At 64.9% G+C, this 18906-nt stretch carries 16 protein-coding genes and 1 tRNA gene; 9 read left to right on the plus strand and 8 right to left on the minus strand.

Annotated elements, in window-relative coordinates:
- Window positions 1–95: 95 nt before the first annotated feature.
- Window positions 96–2465, plus strand: coding sequence for a protein kinase (locus tag ACFXNW_RS29170; RefSeq protein ID WP_379421012.1), 2370 nt, complete (start codon window positions 96–98; stop codon window positions 2463–2465).
- Window positions 2466–2468: 3 nt separating this feature from the next.
- Here ACFXNW_RS29170 and ACFXNW_RS29175 read toward each other — a convergent pair whose 3' ends face one another.
- Both ACFXNW_RS29175 and ACFXNW_RS29180 read right to left on the minus strand, forming a co-directional pair.
- The gene (locus ACFXNW_RS29175; RefSeq protein ID WP_379421013.1) at window positions 2469–3035 is read right to left on the minus strand and encodes a TetR/AcrR family transcriptional regulator; all 567 of its coding nucleotides are present in this window, start codon (window positions 3033–3035) and stop codon (window positions 2469–2471) included.
- On the minus strand, window positions 3022–4167 hold the full coding sequence (locus ACFXNW_RS29180; protein ID WP_379421014.1) for an MFS transporter: 1146 nt from the start codon (window positions 4165–4167) through the stop codon (window positions 3022–3024). Before ACFXNW_RS29180 ends, ACFXNW_RS29175 begins: the two co-directional genes overlap by 14 nt.
- A 152-nt stretch (window positions 4168–4319) precedes the next feature.
- Here ACFXNW_RS29180 and gndA point away from each other — a divergent pair, with 152 nt between their 5' ends.
- Together gndA and ACFXNW_RS29190 are read left to right on the plus strand one after the other, a co-directional pair.
- Window positions 4320–5765 carry an NADP-dependent phosphogluconate dehydrogenase gene (gndA, locus tag ACFXNW_RS29185; RefSeq protein WP_379421015.1) on the plus strand — a complete coding sequence of 482 codons (1446 nt, stop codon included), beginning with the start codon at window positions 4320–4322 and terminating at the stop codon, window positions 5763–5765.
- 214 nt (window positions 5766–5979) lie between these two features.
- Entirely contained in the window at window positions 5980–6885 is a 906-nt protein-coding gene (locus ACFXNW_RS29190; protein WP_379421016.1) for a hypothetical protein, read from the plus strand.
- 57 nt (window positions 6886–6942) lie between these two features.
- Here the strand turns inward: ACFXNW_RS29190 and ACFXNW_RS29195 are convergent, their stop codons facing one another.
- Together ACFXNW_RS29195 and ACFXNW_RS29200 are read right to left on the minus strand one after the other, a co-directional pair.
- Window positions 6943–7446, minus strand: a complete 504-nt coding sequence (locus tag ACFXNW_RS29195) for a DinB family protein (protein WP_379421017.1) — start codon at window positions 7444–7446, stop codon at window positions 6943–6945.
- A gap of 442 nt (window positions 7447–7888) precedes the next feature.
- Window positions 7889–9016: an NADH:flavin oxidoreductase gene (locus tag ACFXNW_RS29200; protein ID WP_379421018.1), complete on the minus strand. Its 1128-nt coding sequence runs from the start codon at window positions 9014–9016 to the stop codon at window positions 7889–7891.
- A gap of 115 nt (window positions 9017–9131) precedes the next feature.
- Between ACFXNW_RS29200 and ACFXNW_RS29205 the strand changes: the two genes are divergently transcribed.
- The 4 genes from ACFXNW_RS29205 (at window position 9132) to ACFXNW_RS29220 (ending at window position 10920) form a co-directional block, all read left to right on the plus strand.
- Window positions 9132–9599, plus strand: coding sequence for a MarR family winged helix-turn-helix transcriptional regulator (locus ACFXNW_RS29205; protein WP_379421019.1), 468 nt, complete (start codon window positions 9132–9134; stop codon window positions 9597–9599).
- Between the two features lie 300 nt (window positions 9600–9899).
- Window positions 9900–9984 (plus strand) — tRNA-Leu (locus tag ACFXNW_RS29210).
- Window positions 9985–10042: 58 nt separating this feature from the next.
- Window positions 10043–10360 (plus strand): hypothetical protein, encoded by a 318-nt coding sequence (locus ACFXNW_RS29215; protein WP_379421020.1) that lies wholly within the window; start codon window positions 10043–10045, stop codon window positions 10358–10360.
- 206 nt (window positions 10361–10566) lie between these two features.
- On the plus strand, window positions 10567–10920 hold the full coding sequence (locus tag ACFXNW_RS29220) for a cyclophilin-like fold protein (RefSeq protein ID WP_379421021.1): 354 nt from the start codon (window positions 10567–10569) through the stop codon (window positions 10918–10920).
- A gap of 320 nt (window positions 10921–11240) precedes the next feature.
- On the opposite strand, the gene ACFXNW_RS29225 is transcribed toward ACFXNW_RS29220, so the two are convergent.
- The 3 genes from ACFXNW_RS29225 to ACFXNW_RS29235 all read right to left on the minus strand — a co-directional run bounded on the left by ACFXNW_RS29225 (window position 11241) and on the right by ACFXNW_RS29235 (window position 16809).
- On the minus strand, window positions 11241–13196 hold the full coding sequence (locus ACFXNW_RS29225; protein WP_379421036.1) for a hypothetical protein: 1956 nt from the start codon (window positions 13194–13196) through the stop codon (window positions 11241–11243).
- Between the two features lie 114 nt (window positions 13197–13310).
- Window positions 13311–14351, minus strand: coding sequence for an acetyl-CoA carboxylase biotin carboxylase subunit family protein (locus ACFXNW_RS29230; RefSeq protein ID WP_379421037.1), 1041 nt, complete (start codon window positions 14349–14351; stop codon window positions 13311–13313).
- A gap of 1858 nt (window positions 14352–16209) precedes the next feature.
- Complete coding sequence (locus ACFXNW_RS29235; RefSeq protein WP_379421022.1) at window positions 16210–16809, minus strand: TetR/AcrR family transcriptional regulator; 600 nt, start codon at window positions 16807–16809, stop codon at window positions 16210–16212.
- Window positions 16810–16874: 65 nt separating this feature from the next.
- On the opposite strand from ACFXNW_RS29235, the gene ACFXNW_RS29240 reads away from it, so the two are divergent.
- Window positions 16875–17732 (plus strand): alpha/beta fold hydrolase, encoded by an 858-nt coding sequence (locus tag ACFXNW_RS29240; RefSeq protein ID WP_379421023.1) that lies wholly within the window; start codon window positions 16875–16877, stop codon window positions 17730–17732.
- A gap of 317 nt (window positions 17733–18049) precedes the next feature.
- Here ACFXNW_RS29240 and ACFXNW_RS29245 read toward each other — a convergent pair whose 3' ends face one another.
- Window positions 18050–18220 carry a hypothetical protein gene (locus ACFXNW_RS29245; protein WP_379421024.1) on the minus strand — a complete coding sequence of 57 codons (171 nt, stop codon included), beginning with the start codon at window positions 18218–18220 and terminating at the stop codon, window positions 18050–18052.
- Between the two features lie 269 nt (window positions 18221–18489).
- Here ACFXNW_RS29245 and ACFXNW_RS29250 point away from each other — a divergent pair, with 269 nt between their 5' ends.
- Complete coding sequence (locus tag ACFXNW_RS29250) at window positions 18490–18693, plus strand: cold-shock protein (protein WP_280468196.1); 204 nt, start codon at window positions 18490–18492, stop codon at window positions 18691–18693.
- The last annotated feature ends 213 nt before the right edge of the window (window positions 18694–18906 follow it).

The following is an 18906-nucleotide window of genomic DNA, read 5'->3' on the forward strand; positions in this document are numbered from 1 at the left end:
GCCACCGAAACCGCCGATACCCGGTCGACACAGTTGCCGGTGGACTCGCGATACGGTGTGATCGTTTCACTATCGCGCATGGGAGGTTTCGGACGGTGGGGGCATTGGAGCCGGGGTCGGTATTCGCCGGATACAGCATCGAACGCATTCTCGGCGTCGGCGGCATGGGCGAGGTCTACATCGCCCGGCATCCACGGCTACCCCGCTCCGATGCGGTGAAGGTGCTCGCCGCGCAGTTCACCCGCGACGACTCCTACCGGCGCCGCTTCGAACGCGAAGCCGACCTCGCCGCATCCCTGTCGCATCCCGGCATCGTCAGCGTCCACGACCGCGGGGAATCCGACGGCCGGTTGTGGATCGCGTTGGAGCTCATCGACGGCATCGATCTTTCAGCGTTCCTTGCCACCTCGCCGGGCGGAATGCCCGGCACCGAGGTGGCACGTGCGATCACCGAGGTCGCCGACGCGCTCGACTATGCGGGTGCCCGCGGATTGATCCATCGAGACGTGAAACCCGCCAACATCCTGCTCGCCAGGACCGGTCACTACCTGCTGACCGATTTCGGTATCGCACGCATGGGACCCGAAAGCTCGGACCTCACCGGAACCGGCCTCACCATCGGCACCATTGCCTACGCCTCCCCCGAACAGATGCAGGGACTGACCGTCGAGCCGCGATCCGACCAGTACGCGCTGGCTGCCACCGCATTTCATCTGCTCACCGGCGCGCAGCCGTTCACCGGCACCAGCCCCGTCGCGGTGATCATGGCTCACGCCCAGCACCCCGTCCCGAGCGTGCGACAGCACCGCCCTGATCTCGCGCCACAGGTCGACGCGGTGTTCGCCCGGGCGATGGCGAAGAGCCCGGAGCATCGCTTTCCCACCAGTAGGGATTTCGCGGCTGCCCTCGGCCAGGCACTCTCGGTGTCCGCACCGCACTGGCAGCCGTCGATCGGCCGGGCCTCGACGCCAGATCGCTACGCACCGACCGTCGTTCGCCCGGACCCGATCGGACCCGGACCATATCCGGCCCCGCCTGGACAGCCGGGTGTCGCTCGACCACGAAACGCTCCGCGCCGCAACGTAGCCCTGGTTGCCGGAGCGCTGGTGGTCGCGTTGGCACTGATCGTCGCAGGAGTGCTGGGTGTGCGGGCATTCCGGAACAACGCGGGTGCGGAGGAAGCCGCTCAGCTGCCCCGCCGCCCTGTCACGCCGATTCTGCCGGCACTGGACAAACGGCCGGACACCCCGGTCTGGACGCTGCAGGATGTCTCTGGTCCTCCCGGCTCACAGACACTCGGTGCGTCGGCCCTCGGCGGGGATTCCGACCTCGTCCTCTTCGGCCGGGAGGTCCGCCTGGCCGACGCGAGCAGCATCGATTACATCGACATCATTGATGCGAACACCGGTCGCCTCCGAGCCGGCGCCGAGCCCATCATGGTCGACACGAGCGAGCGAAACCTCGACCGCTGTGTCGTCAATGCGAGTCGTTCGGCCGCCGCCTGCCACCTCGTCGCTTCGTCGGTGCTCTCCGATGCCGTGGTAGTCGTCGACCTCGCGGCGAGCCGGATCATCGACACCTTCACCGCGCCGTACACCCTCGACAGCTTGACCGCCGCGGGTGAGCGCTTCGTCTTCGTGGACAGGCCGGACCGGCCACAGTCGCCGTCATTGCGATCGCTCGGAGAAGACGGCCGCGAACTTCCGGCGATCGACTGGAGCGACGACCAGTCGCCTTCGCTGTCGGGGGATTCGCGCCATTCGATCGAAGTCTTCGGTGTGGCTGGGCTGGCTGTTGTGAAATCCGCACCGGATCCGTCGCAGCCGTTGTCGAAGTGGGAGTTCCGCATTATCCGTCTGGAAGACGGTACCGAGGTGTTCCGGCGCGAGACCGTCGAAGAGATCCGTGACATGGACTGGAATGTCTTCATCGACGGATTCGTCATCATCGACGGCGAGTCGAGGGCCGGAATCTACGACCGCAACGGCGCAAAGACAGCGGAGCTACCGTCGGGCTGGCGGCCGAGCGTGCACGCTTCGACGCTGTACGACACAGGGCCTGTCGAGACTTCGGTGCCGACCGCCATCCGGACAGACGGTAATAAAACAACCTACGCGGGCATCAGCCCGCGCAACGGAACCATCCTGTGGCAGCGGCAGTCCTACGGCGCCGACGACGAACCCGAGGTCCTCGAGCTGCGCGGCGTCGGAACCCTGATCACCACGGCGGACACCGGCCGCGTGGTGGACGCATATACCGGTGAGTATGTGATCTCCGGCGTCGTATCGGAGGGCACTCAGCTCGGCACCGACGGCAGCCGCATCGCCGTCGCCCTCGACTCGCCCTATTCGGGCAAGCTGCTCGAGGTGTGGGGCAGCGACGGTGAAGTCTGGGAGATCACGAGCGACTACATGGCGGTGTCGGTCGGCGGCAAGGTCTATCTCGGAAACCTGCGGCTCTTCTGAGCGTTATTCGGCAGGGACCAAGATCGTCCGCAGGACCGCCTCCCATTCCGTCGATGTCGGCGGCTCACCGGTGACCAGAGCTTGCATCAGCATGCCGTCGATCGTTCCCGCCAGGATGCGCAGACGGACCGGGTCGTCGGTGTAGTGGCGGCCGAAATGCTCGATCGCGGCCAGCCAGCGGCGCGGCGGATCCCGTAATTCGGGGCGGCAAGCAGCAAGCAGATAGAGCTCGAACTCGGCCTGCAAATGCGCGGCTTCGGCCACCGCCGCGACCATCCTCGCGGCCAGCGCCCGCACCCCCTGCGCGCCGCCGCCACTCGCGTCGGTCAACTGCCGAATCCCCTCGGCATCCTGATCCATACATGAGGTGAGGGCGGCGGTCAGCAGGTCGTCGATGGCTTTGAAGTGGTACGCGGCCGACGTCGGCGGCTGGCCCGCTTCCTTGGAGACGGCGCGGTGGCTGACCCCCGCGACGCCGTCGCGGGCGACCACCCGGATAGTGGCCTCGATCAGCTCCTTCTTGCGCCGTTCGCCCTTCAGCTTGCGGCCGTCAGTGCTAGCTTCGCCCAACCTCGACCTCCTCGCGCACAGCTCTCGACAGCGGCGCCCTGGCCAGCAATGTCACCATCAAAGCTACGGCGCCGGCCGCAACCGCCACGGCGAAGCCCGCGACATGACCCGACCGGTCGACGACCGTACCCGAGATCAGCGCGCCGAGTGCAATGCCCGCACTGAGGCCGGTCAGTACCCAGGTCATGCCCTCGGTGAGCCAGGCCGCAGGCACGGTTTGCTCGACCAGCCGCATGATCACGATCATCGTCGGTGCGAAGAATGCGCCGGAGACGAACATGGCCACGGCCAATACGGCGATACCGTCGACCAGTAGCAGCGGCAGTGTCGTCAGTACAGTGCCCGACACCGCAGACCCGCCGGCATAGGCGGCCACCACGATCCCGGCGCTTGCCGGTGAGCCGAGCCGCTCGGCGAAGGCCACGCTGACCACGTCCACAGTGCCGACGATCACGCCGCCCGCCGCGAGCAGCATTGCCAGCATCCACACCGTAGGGATCCTGATCGCCGAGCCCTTCTCCTGAGCCGGAACATTCTCTCGGACAGGAGGTTCGGTGCGCTTCTGCGGCACGAACAGCAGCACTCCCACCATCAGCAGAATGGCTGCGAGCAGCGGCCCGGCCTCGGGGAACAACGCGGTCGAGAGCACGACAGCCAGCGCGGGACCGGCGACGAAGGTCAGCTCGTCGACCACCGATTCCAGCGAGAACGCCGTATGCATCCGCGAGGAGCCTGCGTGTACGTGGGCCCAGCGGGCCCGCACCATCGCGGACATGTTCGGCAACGTCCCGGCCAGCGCGGCGGAGGCGAACAAGGTCCAGGTGGGCGCGTGGTAGCGGGCGCTGAGCAGTAGCGCGGCCGAGCCGATGACGCTGAGCCCCATCGCGGGGAGCAGGACCCGGCCCTGCCCGAGCCGGTCGACCAGCCGGGAGACCTGCGGCCCCCCGATGGCCGTACTCACCGTGAAAGTCGCCGAAACGGCTCCGGCCAGCGCGTATTCGCCACGCAGCTGCGACACCATCGTGATGATGCCGATCGCGGCCATGGCCAGTGGCATCCGGGCGATGAAGCCCGCGGCGGAAAAGGCCACGGCTCCAGGCACTTTGAACAGGGTGGCGTAGGGATTCGTCACCGAGCCGACCTCCAAAACAATTTGAACGACTGTTATATTTGTTGACGGTACACCATGCCGGAGCTACGGGCAGTGGCCGGAAGTTCGCGCCTGAGGCCCTGCCTAGACTGCGGGGAGTTCACATCGAGCTCGATCGAGAAGGAGAACAACTGATGACCTCTCCCACCGCGCGCGCACAGATCGGGGTCACCGGACTCGCGGTCATGGGCAGCAATATCGCACGCAACTTCGCCCGGCACGGCTACACCGTCGCCCTGCACAACCGCAGTATCGCGAAGGTCGACGCGTTGCTGGCCGAGCACGGCGACGACGGCGATTTCGTGCGTACGGAGACGATCGAGGATCTCATCGCCGCGCTGGAGAAGCCGCGCCGAGTGCTGATCATGGTCAAAGCGGGCGATGCCACCGACGCCGTCATCGAGGAACTGGCCTCCGCGATGGAGCCGGGCGACATCATCATCGACGGCGGCAACGCCCTCTACACCGACACCATCCGGCGCGAAGCCTCGTTGCGCGAGCGCGGGCTGAACTTCGTGGGTGCCGGCATCTCCGGCGGCGAGGAGGGTGCGCTGAACGGGCCCTCGATCATGCCGGGCGGCCCGGCCGAGTCCTACGAATCCCTCGGCCCGCTTCTGGAATCGGTCGCCGCGAAGGTCGACGGCACTCCGTGCTGCACGCACATCGGTCCCGACGGTTCCGGGCACTTCGTCAAGATGGTGCACAACGGCATCGAATACGCCGATATGCAGCTCATCGGCGAGGCCTACCACCTGTTCCGCGACGCGCTCGGATTCGACGCCAAGCAGATCGCCGATGTCTTCACCCAGTGGAACTCCGGTGACCTGGAGAGCTACCTGGTGGAGATCACCGCCGAGGTCCTCAACCAGGTCGACGCCAAGACCGGCAAGGCGCTGGTCGACGTCATCGTGGACGCCGCCGAGCAAAAGGGCACCGGACGCTGGACCGTGAAGTCGGCGCTCGACCTCGGCATTCCCGTCACCGGAATCGCCGAGGCCGTCTTCGCCCGCGCCCTGTCCGGTTCCCGCGCCCAGCGTGCCGCCGCCAAGGGCCTGGCCTCGGGCACGCTGGCCGAGAAGCCGACCGACGTGGAGACCTTCACCGAGGACATCCGGCGCGCTCTCTACGCCTCCAAGGTCGTCGCCTACGCGCAAGGATTCGACCAGATCGCCGCGGGCAGCGCCGAATACGGCTGGGGCCTGAAGCCCGGCGATCTGGCCACGATCTGGCGCGGCGGCTGCATCATCCGGGCCCGCTTCCTCAACCGGATCAAAGAGGCCTACGACGAGAACCCGGATCTGCCCAGCCTGATCCTGGCGCCCTACTTCCGCGACGCCATCGAAACCGGTATCGACAGCTGGCGCCGGGTGGTCTCCACCGCGACCCTGCTCGGCATCCCGGTCCCGGCCTTCGGCTCGTCACTGTCCTACTACGACGCACTGCGCGCCGAACGCCTGCCCGCCGCCCTCACCCAGGGCCAGCGCGACTTCTTCGGCGCGCACACCTACGAGCGCACCGACGGTGAAGGCAAGTTCCACACGCTGTGGAGCGGTGACCGTAGCGAGGTTCGGACGAGCTGAACAGGCAGCCGGGAGAGGAAGACATTCCAGTCGCCCTCTCCCGGGCGGGGAGGTCAGAGGGTGGAACGTCCCAGCCGCAGGCCGAGAGGGAGCGGCTCGATTCCCCATCTGCGATGGTCGCGCCGACGGCGCACCCTTGACACAACGCCGCTCACGTCTTTGACTGGCTGAAGCTTGTGTTACCTCATCCGACGGTGCTCTGAGAGGTCGACATATGCACAGCACATCGTCAGCGCGGCGCGGGCACAGGCGCACATCGGCCACCCGCCGCAGGATCATTTCGGTACTGGCACTGGTCGTCGCGGGCCTGCTCTCCTTGGCGGCTACCCAGACGGCACGCGGCGAGCCGGCAAACACCGCCGAAACGGGGTTCGCGATCCCCTTCGCCGGAGCACCCGCCTTCGAGCATGTGGCGCCCACAAAGATGACGGGTGCGGATCAGCTCAACCAGCCGCTCGGTCAGGCGCTGGCCGACACGATCGCCGCTCAGGTCGGCCTCAGCAGAGCCGACGCGCTGACCGAGCAGCAATATCGCGACCTCAGCACCGGCGGCGGGATCGGTGGCAGCCCCGAGGCGGCCGATGTGATCGATGCCTGCGTCGAGATCCTCACCAATACCGTCGGCCGTCCCGTCTATTCCCAGGTCAACGGGCAGAGCACACCATCGGTCCTGGCGAGCTACGGGCTGTATGTGAATCCCGGCGGAATGTTGGAGAGCCCCGCCAACGCCGACGCGCCGACCAGGCAAGTGAACACCTTGATCGCGCCCGGCGGTTATGTCGGGACATGGTTGCGCAACAACGATGCGATTCGCAGCCTGGTAGCGCTCTACCGGTCGGCCTACACGGTGCAAGCCGTCTACGGTTTCGCGGCACAACAGATGTCGGGCGCGGCCCAACTGGTGACCAACACCAAGGGTGGCGTGCACTCCGAGGTGGGCATGTCGATGGCGCCGCCGCTGTGGATAGTGAACTTCGCTCTGATCTACGTACTGAACCCGTCCCTGGCGGCGATGATGCCCGCCTACTGGGCTCCCATACCCGCGCAGGTCGCCGACGCCATCAAGGCGAGCCCTACCGGCCAGGTCCCATTCGGCGAGTACGCGTCCTATTTGCAGTGACCGGCGGGTGCGATCCCACCGGTCACCTCACCACCGCACGATCGTGGTGCCGAAGGTTCACGAGTTCGGCTGTGGCAGTACGGGCTTGTCGATCTGTTCGCGGAGGATGTCGCCGTGGCCTGCGTGCCTGGCGAATTCTTCGCTCATCATGAGCAGGGTCCATCGCATACTCACGGTTCCTTCGCGGGGGATGTCCAAGGTGTCGTCGAGGTCGAAGCGGGACGCGATCTCCCGTGATCGCCTGCTGGCCCGCTCGAACTCGGCGATGACGTCCTCCAGCGACTCGTCATCGGCGACGGCGAAGGTGCCCTCATCGCGGCGCGAGTATCCATCGCATTCGGATTCGTCGAGTCCCGCCCAGAACCGTTGGAACCAGATTCGTTCCGCGGCAGCGGCATGCTTGATCAATGAGATAGGGGTCGTCAGCGATGCGACGAGTCGGCGGCGGGCATCCGCCTCGGACAGACCGCGTGCGGTCTCGATGAGTGCTTCGCGGTTGCGGTCGAGTAGGTTCTCGATGATCGCTCGCTCTGTTCCGTTGGTAATTACGTTGGTACTCACGGTCTTTCACTCCATTCGGTTGGCGGTCGAGGCATGCGGTTCGTATCGCTCGGGGCTGAAATGGTGCGAGAAGGTGCGGCGATCAACGTCGGAGAGGACGTAGCGTCCGGAGTCGGAAACGCCCGGGAAGAAGATTCGATCCGCTGATCGCGCGAATTGCGCAGGGAGCGCGGAGAGGTGGGCCGACGTCGACACCGCAGTTCGGGTCTATCAGGAGTCGCTACCGCCTTGGTCAGGATATCGCAGAGCCTCGATCCGCGCTGCGCGTCGATGACGCAACCTTGTCGGATCGATAGTGTCGGCGAGGAATTGCCGGTCAGCCCGACACGGTGCCCCGAGTCTCGCCGACTCGAGACAGTCGTATGCCCTCAGGCCGAGGCAGTCGGCCTGAGGGCAGCTCGGCACCGCCGGCGGGAGCTGGGCCTACCGCACGGGGTCTCGGCTAGCTCAGCGTCTTCAGCGCCGCCGCGTCGTACGGCTTCAGCTCCTCGATCCGACCTGCCAGGACTTTGGATGCCCAGTCCGGGTCCTGGAGCAGGGCACGGCCAACAGCGACCAAGTCGAATTCGTCGCGCTCCATTCGATCGAGGAGGTTGTCGATGCTGCCCAATTCGGCGCCCTCGCCGGTGAACGCGCGGAGGAAGTCGCCGTCGAGGCCGACCGAACCGACGGTGATGGTGGGCCTGCCGGTGAGTTTCTTGGTCCAGCCTGCCAGGTTCAGGTCCGAGCCATCGAATTCCGGGCGCCAGTAGCGGCGGGTGGACGCGTGGAAGGCGTCTACGCCGGCCGCGACGAGCGGGGACAGGATCGCCTCGAGCTCCTGCGGGGTCTCGGCGAGCCGCGCGTCGTAGGCGTCTTGCTTCCACTGCGAGTAGCGGAAGATCACCGGGAAGCCGGGCGAGACGGCCGCCCGGACCGCGGCCACGATCTCGGCCGCGAACCTCGTCCGGGCCACCGAGTCACCGCCGTAGACGTCGCCGCGGCGGTTGGTCCGCTCCCATAGGAACTGGTCGATCAGATAGCCGTGGGCGCCGTGTAGTTCGACGCCGTCGAAGCCGATGCGCTCGGCGGCAGCGGCGGCCTCGGCAAATGCACCGATGACATCGTCCAGATCACGCTGGGTCATCGCCTTGCCGGTGCCCTCGGTGCCGTCGACGCGGATACCGGAGGGGCCGACGGCAGGGGCATCGGCATAGGGCGCCTCGCCCTGATTGCGGACCATGCCGATGTGCCACAGCTGCGGCACGATCGTGCCGCCGGCCGCGTGCACGTCCTCGGCGACCTTCGCCCATCCCGCCAACTGCTCCTCGCCGTGGAACCGCGGCACACGATCACTCTGCCCGGCCGAGTCGTGGCCGACGTAGGTTCCCTCGGTGACGATCAGGCCCACTCCGGCGGCGGCGCGCCGGGCGTAGTACGACCGCACGTCGTCTCCGGGGACGCCGCCGGGCGAGAACATGCGCGTCATCGGCGCCATCACGATGCGGTTCGGGACGGTCAGGCTGTTCAGCGTGACCGGTCGCGACAGGATCTCGGCCGTGCGGGAGGCGTCGGACGCGGTGACGATCAATGGATACTCCTCGTAGCTACTTGACAATGTCGATGGTTGAGAACTTCAAGCAATGCGGGCCACGGTAGAGCCAGATATTTGAGATAGTCAAGTTTCAGCAGATAAAGTGGATCTCATGCCAGAAGCCCCCCGCGTCGACACCGCCCAGCTCATGGAGCTGCTTTCGGTGTCACTCGGCACCTACTACGGTGACTTCACCGTCGCCGCGGCGAGTGAGAACCTCACCGCGAGCCAGGGCAAGGCGCTGACGGTGCTGCGCCGGGGACCCGTCGCGATGCGCGCCCTCGCCACAACCTTGGCCTGCGACGCTTCCAACGTCACCGGAATCATCAACCGGCTGGAGAAGCGCGGCCTCGTGCGCCGCGAGACCAGCGCATCCGACCGGCGCGTCACCAATCTCGTCATCACGCCTGAGGGCGAGCAGGTCACCGACACCATCCGCGCGAAAATGCGCGTCACCCACGACGGCCTGAACAGGCTGAGCGACCAGGACCGGGACCGTCTGTATGCCCTGCTGGAACAGGTTTTCGCCCCGGCCCGCACCTCGATCGGGGCGACCCACAACTGTCTGCGGTCCTCATAAGGCAAAGCCACCGGCGATACGCCGCGTGTTGCCCACAGCGCTCGACGCCGAGCCCGGCCCACCTTCTATCGCGGAAGGGTTTCCGCGGTCTTGAACTTGCCGCACAGTACAAGCGGCCGCGCCAGCGGACCCAGGGCTATACGGACTCGCGATTCGCCACCTACGTGCCGGCAGTGGGCCCCAGCCGTTCCATCATCGGCACGGCAGCGATATCGGCGTGCACGCAGATGGGCCAAACCCCAGGTCAGGACGCGATTTGGTGCATGAGCACCACATCCGATAATCTTGCTGGGCACACCGGTCCGGGTGGCGGAATGGCAGACGCGCTAGCTTGAGGTGCTAGTGCCCTTTAACGGGCGTGGGGGTTCAAGTCCCCCTCCGGACACAACCAGTACGCCCACGGGCGGTTGAGGATTAGTTTCAGCAACTACCGCTCGTGTGGCATGGTCGTAGGCGAGTTTCAGGCCAAGCTGCCGATAGATTTCAAGTTTTTCGTCAAGCTCCGCTTTCCTCAGGATTTTTGCCAGACCACCCAGCGATTCAGTCGTGCGGATAATCTCCTCGCGCGTCATACGACAGCTGATTTCCTGCCGAGGCTCCAACGCACGAATCTCGGCTTCGGCCAGATTGCGCTCCGCCTGCACTTCGCCGATCCACTGACTGACCACCACGGGGTCAGCATCAGCTTCAAGCGCAGACCGGTATTTCCGCAGCTTCCGGTCGAGGATGGCCAGCGACTCGCGCCACATCGACAAGGCTGATGAGTGATCCGGTTGGGCCGCTTCCATCATTGTCAGGGAGTGCTCGAGACGGTCTGGATGGAATACCTCACCCAGCCAGGAATCGAGCGGGCCGGCGAGCTGATCCTCTCTAAGGTGCGACTGCCTGCACCGCCGCTCCAGCCGCACCGGCGGCGACCACATCGACCGCCGAGCCGACGACACCACCGGCGCAGGAGGACACCTACATGCAGATCCGGCTGAGCACCGGCGCCGACGAGGTCACGGCGCGCCTCTACAACAATCCCACCGCCCGCGACTTCGTGTCCCTGCTGCCGCTGCCCCTCACCGTCCACGACCTCGGCGGCCGCGAGAAGGCCGGAGCCCTGCCCCGCGAACTCACCAACGGTGAGGGCCAATCCGGTTACCGGGCAGGCCAGCTCGGCTACTGGGCGCCTAGCCACGACCTGGCCATCTACTACCTCGAAGACGGCTTCCGCATCCCCTCACCCGGGATCGTCATGATCGGCGAAATCGAGATCGGCCTGGACGCGATCATCGCCGAATCCGCCGGAACCACCCTCACCATCACCGCCGCCTGACCACCGACCCGAAAGGACTCGCCGTGAATCCCAACTACGACTTCACCGGACAGGTCGCCTTTGTCACCGGCGCCTCCTACGTCATCGGCGTCGCCCTGCCCGTCGACGGCGGATACACCGCCCGCTGACACCCCGGGAAGAGGCAGCTAAATCGGTTGCTGCGCCTTAAGATCCGATCCAGTCCTTTCGATGATGCCTTCTCCGCCTCGGAATCCCTGCCCGTGGGTTTCGGATGCCCCGATTTCACGTTCACTCGGGCACTACCCCGTTCGTAGGTATGACGCGGATGATCCCCGTGTAACCCGTAGCGCCCGCCTCCATCATTCGGCTGGGGACGGCGTAGCACTATTTGCCTCATCATCCATTGAGTCCGCCGGTAGTCGGTCCGCGCCCCAGCTCCGGTGGATATAGCCGACGACACCGTCTAGTTCCGCTCTGTCGACTGAGGCCGGTTCACCCGACTCGAGTGGGTCGAAGTGGAAGATGTAGAGGCGCGACGCGAATTGGTCGAAGGGCAGGGACGCTTCACCGAACCTCTCACCTTGTCCGGCGGTGCCGACCACAACGCCGTCTCCCCAGTCCTGGCCGCTGTCGTTGTTGGGGTTGTAGAAGTAGACCCGCATCTTCTCCTGCGGGTCGAGGTTGACCCGCAGAACGGTGATGGCGTGCCAGCCGACGAAGCGGGCCGCGCTGTCGGTGACTGCGATGCCGGCCGGCTGCGGGTGAATCAGAGGCTGGTTTCCGTTGTAGAAGGGGTGGTAGCAGGCGTAGAAGTGTCGCAGAAACTCGTCGAGGTCGATCAGCTTCCCGGTGGCCACGTCGACGTTGATACGAAATCCGCGTCCCGACCACCAGCCGTGGAACTCGGGATTGATCCAACGGTGTGGATCGCCCTCGCGCCCTATGCAGCGTCGCCCCATTTCGGCGTAGATGCGGTCCAAGTGCGGTACCACCAGCAGCGACACCGGATCCAGATCGAGCGGCAGTGTGGTCGCGACCCCCGCGCCGGTTTCCTTCGAAGAGATCTGTTGTCCCTCGAAGTGCATGATGATCTCGTCGTCGCGAGCCGCCCATGCCAACGTCTGCAGGAGATAGTCGGGGTCGTTGTAAGCCCACATCGACAATGCGCGCGCCGATTGACAGGTCGGGTTGTCGCCTTGCCCAACGCCCAACGGGAGTCCGAGAATAGACAACATTCCTGACAGTAGCCACGCCCGCGCGTCTGGTACCGGGCCGAAGACCTCTGTCAGCCGTGCTCGCGCCGTGGGCGACAACCGCAGCGACAGTTGCCTCCACAGGGCAGGCGCTACCGGCGGCTGGTAGAGGATGCCGCGTTCGAGCATGAGTGCGAGACCAAAGATGCACTGGGCGGTTTCGACATGCACGGCCTCTTCAATCAGGCTGTGCACCAGCTCGTGATAGCACAACAGGCAGTCGCGGCCGGTGCTGGACAGACCCATCGACTCGGCGAGTAGGTAGTCGCTCTTTCCTTGGAGAAAGCGCACCAACACCGCATGATATGGCGATACCAAGCCTGTATCGTGCATCGATCGTGCGAAGCCCGCTGCCTCATATTGCAGCGCGCTATCGTCCATCGTTTCCAACCGAGCGCGGTAGACCTCGACACCGGGGTCCTCTCGGCACGCATCGGTCGTCGCGTAGAGGCTGCTGATCAAGCGGTCGGCACCGAGGCCGCCGGCACCGAGGTCGATATCGGGATTGCTGCGGGCCACGGCGATCTGGGTGATCATCCGCTTGACCGGGTCGACTTGGATGGGTCGTTGCCGCAGAATGCGCCAGATCTCGTCGACCAGATGCTCGAGTACCTTCTCGTAGCCAACCTCCTCTACGAGATGATGAAGCAGTGCACGCGACACCTGGGCCATCCGTCCCTGTTGTGCCCGTTCGGCTTCCGTAGGCGGCGCGAACAGCAGGGACAGATTGATCGCCAATACTTGCGACAGATGGTGGTGGGCGTGTTCGGCGGAGACCATCGAATGCGTGTATTCGCCCTTCGCGACAGCCAGCAGGCGCAGACTGCTCACCGTCTCCAGGACAACCGTATCCGGGTTCGCGCTCCCCAACGAGCCAGTGCTCAGCGCCGGGATGAGTATATGCGGCTGCGCCCAGTCGGTACCAAGGAACAGCCCGGCGGCTTCCAAGCGGGCCGCGCGCGCCCGCACCACCGCGCAACCGCCGGGGAGCAGCAGTACCTGCCGCAGCGCCTCAAAGACCCTCGGCAGCTTGAGTTGCTTGCCGAAATCATTGGCATCCATGAGTGACTGCGTGGCATCGTCCAATCGGTCCACGCGCCTGTCCAGGGCTGCGCTACCGCTGCTTGATGGACTCAATCAGGGGATCCTCCCGTGAGCCGTTCCCCGACGAACGGATCAGACATAGAAGTCGAGCTCTTCCTGTCGCTTCAACAGATCCCGCAGACAGTACGGGTCTTCACCGAAGAAGTACAGAAGCCCCCAATGGTTTCCGAAAGCAGTACGTTTGGTGACCTTTTCCGCCAGCGGCGACATGAGCTCGTGTGACTCGAAATAGTCATGATCCTCGGTTTCATCGGGCATGGATAGCTGGTTGACCACACGGCGGCGCGGATAGACTCCGAAGCAGCCCGCATGACCTTTCGCGTCGATCACTTCCCTCGGGAAGAACTCCACGATCTCATTCGTGGTCGTCTTCGGATCGAAAGCCAGGACCAACGCATGATAGGCATTGAATCCGTATGTGCGCTCCAGCAACTCGAACACCTTGAACCCTGGTGGCCGATAAGCGACTTCACCGAAGTACATCTCGCCATCACTAGTGACGAAGTACTCGGGATGAACGAACCCGAACTCGATATCGAACGTCTTGATCAGCTTCTCGACCTGCCGGATGATCTCCGGCCGATATCGTTCGAGTTCCGGTGTGGCGGGAACGAAAACCGAGTATCCGAGAGTCACATACTCGGATATGTTCAGAAATCGTATCTTACCGTCATGTATCCAAGCCTCGACCGCGAACTCCCAACCATCGAGGTGAGATTCCATCAATACCGGAAATTCATCGTCGGGAATCAGGGCGATCTCGTCGGCGGTCCGTATGACGCGGTGTCCCAGGCAGCCGGCCTTGTCGAACGCCTTGATGTGTATCGGATCATTGGGGTCGCCGTCGAGCTTGAGCAGAGTCTGGTTGACGCGCTTCAGGAAACGGATCACGTCGTCGCGCTCGTGAGCTTCCTCGAAGATTCCGACGCGAATGCCACCGAGCTGGGCCCGTCGTTTCATCAACGCCTTGTCACGCAGCAACATCGCCTGCCCGAACAGGCGCGGATTACCTAGAAGAACAGCGTTGATAGCGCCTGCCCACTCCACAGTCTCCTCGAAGATCGGAATAGCTACGTCTACACCCAAATCCCGCAGCGTCTCCGCAATCTCCATCGATCGGTCGTTCAGTCGCTCGAAATTCCATGGAATATAAGGTATCTCGTGCTCATTGCAATACTCCTCGACCCATTCCGGGGCCACAACAACATATCTACGGTCGAACCGATCAACGGCCTCGACAGCGTTCAAGCTCCACCCCAGCAGGGCAACATAGCCCTTCTCCGGATCTCGTCTTCTCGGTTCCCAGGTTGAAATAGACAAACCCTCTCCCCTTTCGACCTCGAACCCAAGCGATTACGAGGTCGCGATTCGATAAGCTGCAGATTCCTCGACAGCCTCGCGCAAAATGGTGGCATCCGTCCGGCAACGGTGGCAGACGAACGATCAATGGCTAACGCGAACAATCTCGCGGCCTAACGCGAACTATCTCGCGTCGAGACGGCGCAACATCAGTGCTAACGATACGATCGCCACATTGGGTGTCAGCAACACCGCAAGTGCACTCATCGTCATCGAACACCGCCTCGCAACGGCAACCAATCCACAGAGGCCGAATGCGCTGGCGGGCGAAATCGCCTCCACGGATTGGCATCTGGGCCGGACATCTGCATCGCCGTCATCACCCATGGATACCCACAGAATCCGCCTCCAAACGGTTGTGGCCTCACACAGACCTGCCGATCGAGTCGGCAATACGCGAAATGCGGAGGTCAAAGCTGCGTTTTGTGGCCTCCCGCGGCCGCCGATGTGGCGGTATTCGGGCCGCGAGCAGGATTGTCTGGCCATGGTGGCCGATCTGCTCCCCGACGGCGTGGAGTTACGCCCGGTGCGCCGCATCACGCCGGATATCGTTATGGACGAGAACCTTTCGGTGAACACTCGCGCTCTCGGAGTCCCGGTGTGGCGCGGCGTATGGTATCCGCCCAGCAACCTCCGCACCGGGCCGACGTGGCGTCCCCGCGGCGTCGGCCGAAATCCTGCCGCACCCGAGTCCGGCCCGGAACGCCGCACGGATTCACCCACACAGCCAGGGGCCGCCGTGCGCCCCGACCCACTGCCGGAGTGGTGGGACGAAATCCCGCATATCGACAGTCTGCTGTGGCCGGTCGGCAAGATGCCCCGAACACGACCACGTTCCTCGATCAACAGCACCAGAACGATTATCTGCGAACCTTCCGCGACTACTTGTTCGGACACCACCCGGATCCGATCTACCCTCCCCGCAAACGACTTGCCCCCGACGCGGACACCACACCGTTCGACGAATGAGCACGGGCCATGAGGGCTCCGAACAACCTGCAATGCCGCATGCCGCGCGGTTCTGGAAGCGATATCGCTCGCGAGGAGCGCTCGGCCTGTCGTGTACTGCGTCGCCTCGATCGGCCACCGTGGAGCGCGGGCTACGCCTGCTGTCCGACCTGCCTCCCCGACTTGTGGTGTCGACGCATGAGAAGCGTTGCAACGCAATATGTCTCCTGCTTGCTCGAATATTGCATTGTCGAATATTGTCCAGCCGCCATTCGTGCCGGATCCGCAGCATTGAACTACGTGATCCCCCAACAGGTTTACGCCGGTTTCGACTCTGGGGCTCGATCAGGGCAGGGCGGTGGGGCGGTACCCTACTACGGCGCGATCGCAGCACCGGAGTGGCAGGGATCAGTCGCAGGAGCCCCGGTGAGTCGGCGGGGCGATAGTTCGACTGCTCGGGCTGGTGGGTCACCGGGAGTCGTTGTCCGGGTGAGGAGTCGGTGTGCCGATGGGGGGCATGCACATCAGTCCGGCGCCGCGCGGGTTGTCGGGGCGTTCGGCGGGATTCGGCGCCGGGCTGATGGATGCGCCCTGGCCGCCGGTGTATCCGAAGACGCCGAACGAGCCGCCTCGGACGCAGCCCAAGCAAGGCGAAGAAGGGACCTCAGGTGCAGTCGAAGAGTCGGTCGAGGTAGTAGTCGATGGCCGCCAGCGCGGCCTCGGGATCGATGACGTCGAACTCGAGCAGCGGGGTGAAGCCGGTCAGCGCGAGCAGGAGGTTGGTCTCGATCGCCGGTTCACGATCCGGGGGGAGGTGGCCGTCGGCGATCGCCTGCCTGATCAGGCGTTCGGTGAGTGCTCTGCCGTCATGGAGCCCGAGGCGGGCCTGCTCGTGCAGCTCCGGGTCGTGGAGCGCCTCGAGGGTGTAGGCGGCGCTCATCCGGCTGGTGGCGCGGGCGTCCGGGTGCAGGGGGAGCATCTCGATGAGCGTCACTCGCAGCACGTCTCGGGGGTGCGCAGGTGAGCCGAGACGGTCGAGGCTCTGGGTGACGCGCCGTGCGGTCTGTTCGGCAGCGAATTCCATCGCGAAGACGAGCATCGCTGTCCGGGAACGGAAATAGTGCTGGACCTGTCCCAGGGAGGCATCTGCCTCACGGGCGACCTCGCGCATCGTTGCGCGGGCCCAACCTTGTTGTTCGACTACTCGCCACAGGGCGCGCGCGATGGTTTCGCGACGTTCTCGGTGGTCGACCTGCTTCGGCACCCGAACCCCTTCCATTCGTTTCCATACGTCTGACATAATACATCTGACTTGCAAAAGGAGATGCGATGAGTACATTCGCCACACCTGAGCTGGAGGCAGCATATTTCGGGGCCTACGACGCGGTGCTGGCCCACTGGCCGGTACCGGTCGAGACGGTAGATCTTCCGGGTCGGTACGGAACGACGCGGGTCACGTCCGCCGGCCCGGCCGCGGCGCAGTCGCTGGTCCTGCTGCACGGATACAGCGGCACGTCCGGGATGTGGTACCCGGTCGTCGATGCGCTGGCCGAGGAGCATCGCGTGCAGGCCGTGGACATCATGGGCGAGCCGGGCCGCAGCCGGCACACCGGCGCGGCCTTGACCAGCATGGACGATCTCGTGGACTGGCTGGCGGAAACGTTCGATCTGCTCGGGCTACCCGCGGCCGACCTGTGCGGCCAGTCCCTGGGCGGTCACCTCGCGCTCCGGTTCACACTCGCCCATCCCGAACGGGTGCGACGGCTGGTCCTGCTCGACCCGCCCCTGGTCTTCGCCGGGCTCAGTCCCGAATTCGAGGAGCTGGGCCGAAACCGCGACCCGCACCCCACATTCGAGGCCGCACGCGCGATGCTGGCACCGGACGGCCCCGGCAGCGGACCGGTGCACCTGGAGGCCTACTTCGATCTACTCGCGCACGGAGCCGCACACTTCCCGGCCTCGCCGATCGTCTATCCGCACCTGCCGGATGGGCTGACCCAGCTGCCGGTCCCGACCTTCGTCGCACTGGCCGGGGCGAGCGAGTTGCACGATTCGGCGGTGGCCGCGGAGGCCGCGCGGCGTGCCGGGGCCCATACGGTGGTTCTCCCCGGTGCTGGGCACGGCCTGCTGGCCGACGTCGAACCCGTCCGCGGCCTCGTCCTGGAACACCTCCGGCTGCACGACTAGGTGGTCCAGGCCGCCCAGGCACCGCTCTCGCAGACCAGCGCGCGGCCCCGGCGGTGCGGCCGGTCTTGGCGATGGACGGGTCGCAGGCCTCGCCCTCGGTATAGCGGCCGGTGCCCACGTTGTACGGGCCGGTCCACTCGTGCTTACCGGACTTTCCCCAGGCACAGCAGCGTGCCGCCGGTCGACCAGTTGGCCTCCATCTGCCAGGAGGAGCTACCTTGTCCAACTGAGCAAGAATGGCGCCGGCGCTGGCGTTCACGTTCTACAACACCGACGGAAATATACGCGCGGTGTACCGCTCACTCACCGCTGCGCGCCTATGACCAGATGGAATTGTCCAGCTCCAGGCTCGAGCAGGTGAGATCATCTGCACCGGCGGTGACTGCCACATCCACGACTACGCCGAGCAAACCATCATGGCTGGCGAAGGGCAGATGGCCTGTAATCGAGCGCACGTTGGATAACACTGCATCCGCAGTGCGATTCACGGCTGGATCCTTAGCTCGCAGCGATGTACGTGGTGGCCCGGCAGGCGGTGTCGTGCCCGACATCAACGGTCAGCACCAGATGCTGGGGCAACGAGAAGCGGATCGAACTCTGTCTGTTCACCGCAAATGGCAGGCAGCAGCCACCGACGACCGCCCTGTGCGCAATCGGAGTGTCCGCATCGTCTGATCCATGACATAGTGGATGGCGAGATTGTGCTCATCGCAGTGATTTGCACGGCTCACCGACAAGAAATGAAGTAATACAAAACATGGCTCAAGGCACTGTCAAGTGGTTCAACGGCGAAAAGGGCTTCGGCTTCATCGCCCAAGACGGAGGCGGCCCTGACGTCTTCGTGCACTACTCCGCCATCGGCGGCTCAGGTTTCAAGTCCCTCGACGAGGGTCAGCGCGTAGAGTTCGAGGTCGGCCAGGGTCAGAAGGGCCCGCAAGCTCAGGACGTCCGCGCCATCTGATCAAGCGCGACTTACAGAAGGGCTCCGCACCATCACGGTGCGGAGCCCTTCTCCTTCCGACCGGATCCATCGATTCTGTTGCCGTATCGGCGTCGATAATACGGACCACCGCGCGGGGGGGGCCCCCCCCCCCGGCGGGGGGGTGGACCCCCCCAGGCCAGGGGCCCGAAACCCACACCGCGTGGCCGGGGGGGGTTTTAACAGAGGGGGGCG

Source organism: Nocardia sp. NPDC059180, from assembly GCF_042754945.1.
In the GTDB taxonomy this organism is placed as follows: Bacteria; Actinomycetota; Actinomycetes; order Mycobacteriales; family Mycobacteriaceae; genus Nocardia.

Coding starts and splice junctions, on each gene's coding strand:
- gndA (WP_379421015.1), top strand. CDS start 4,320: ATGACCTCTCCCACCGCGCGCGCACAGATCGGGGTCACCGGACTCGCG.
- ACFXNW_RS29190 (WP_379421016.1), top strand. CDS start 5,980: ATGCACAGCACATCGTCAGCGCGGCGCGGGCACAGGCGCACATCGGCC.
- ACFXNW_RS29205 (WP_379421019.1), top strand. CDS start 9,132: ATGCCAGAAGCCCCCCGCGTCGACACCGCCCAGCTCATGGAGCTGCTT.
- ACFXNW_RS29215 (WP_379421020.1), top strand. CDS start 10,043: ATGGTCGTAGGCGAGTTTCAGGCCAAGCTGCCGATAGATTTCAAGTTT.
- ACFXNW_RS29220 (WP_379421021.1), top strand. CDS start 10,567: ATGCAGATCCGGCTGAGCACCGGCGCCGACGAGGTCACGGCGCGCCTC.
- ACFXNW_RS29225 (WP_379421036.1), bottom strand. CDS start 13,196: ATGGATGCCAATGATTTCGGCAAGCAACTCAAGCTGCCGAGGGTCTTT.
- ACFXNW_RS29230 (WP_379421037.1), bottom strand. CDS start 14,351: ATGGAGATTGCGGAGACGCTGCGGGATTTGGGTGTAGACGTAGCTATT.
- ACFXNW_RS29240 (WP_379421023.1), top strand. CDS start 16,875: ATGAGTACATTCGCCACACCTGAGCTGGAGGCAGCATATTTCGGGGCC.
- ACFXNW_RS29250 (WP_280468196.1), top strand. CDS start 18,490: ATGGCTCAAGGCACTGTCAAGTGGTTCAACGGCGAAAAGGGCTTCGGC.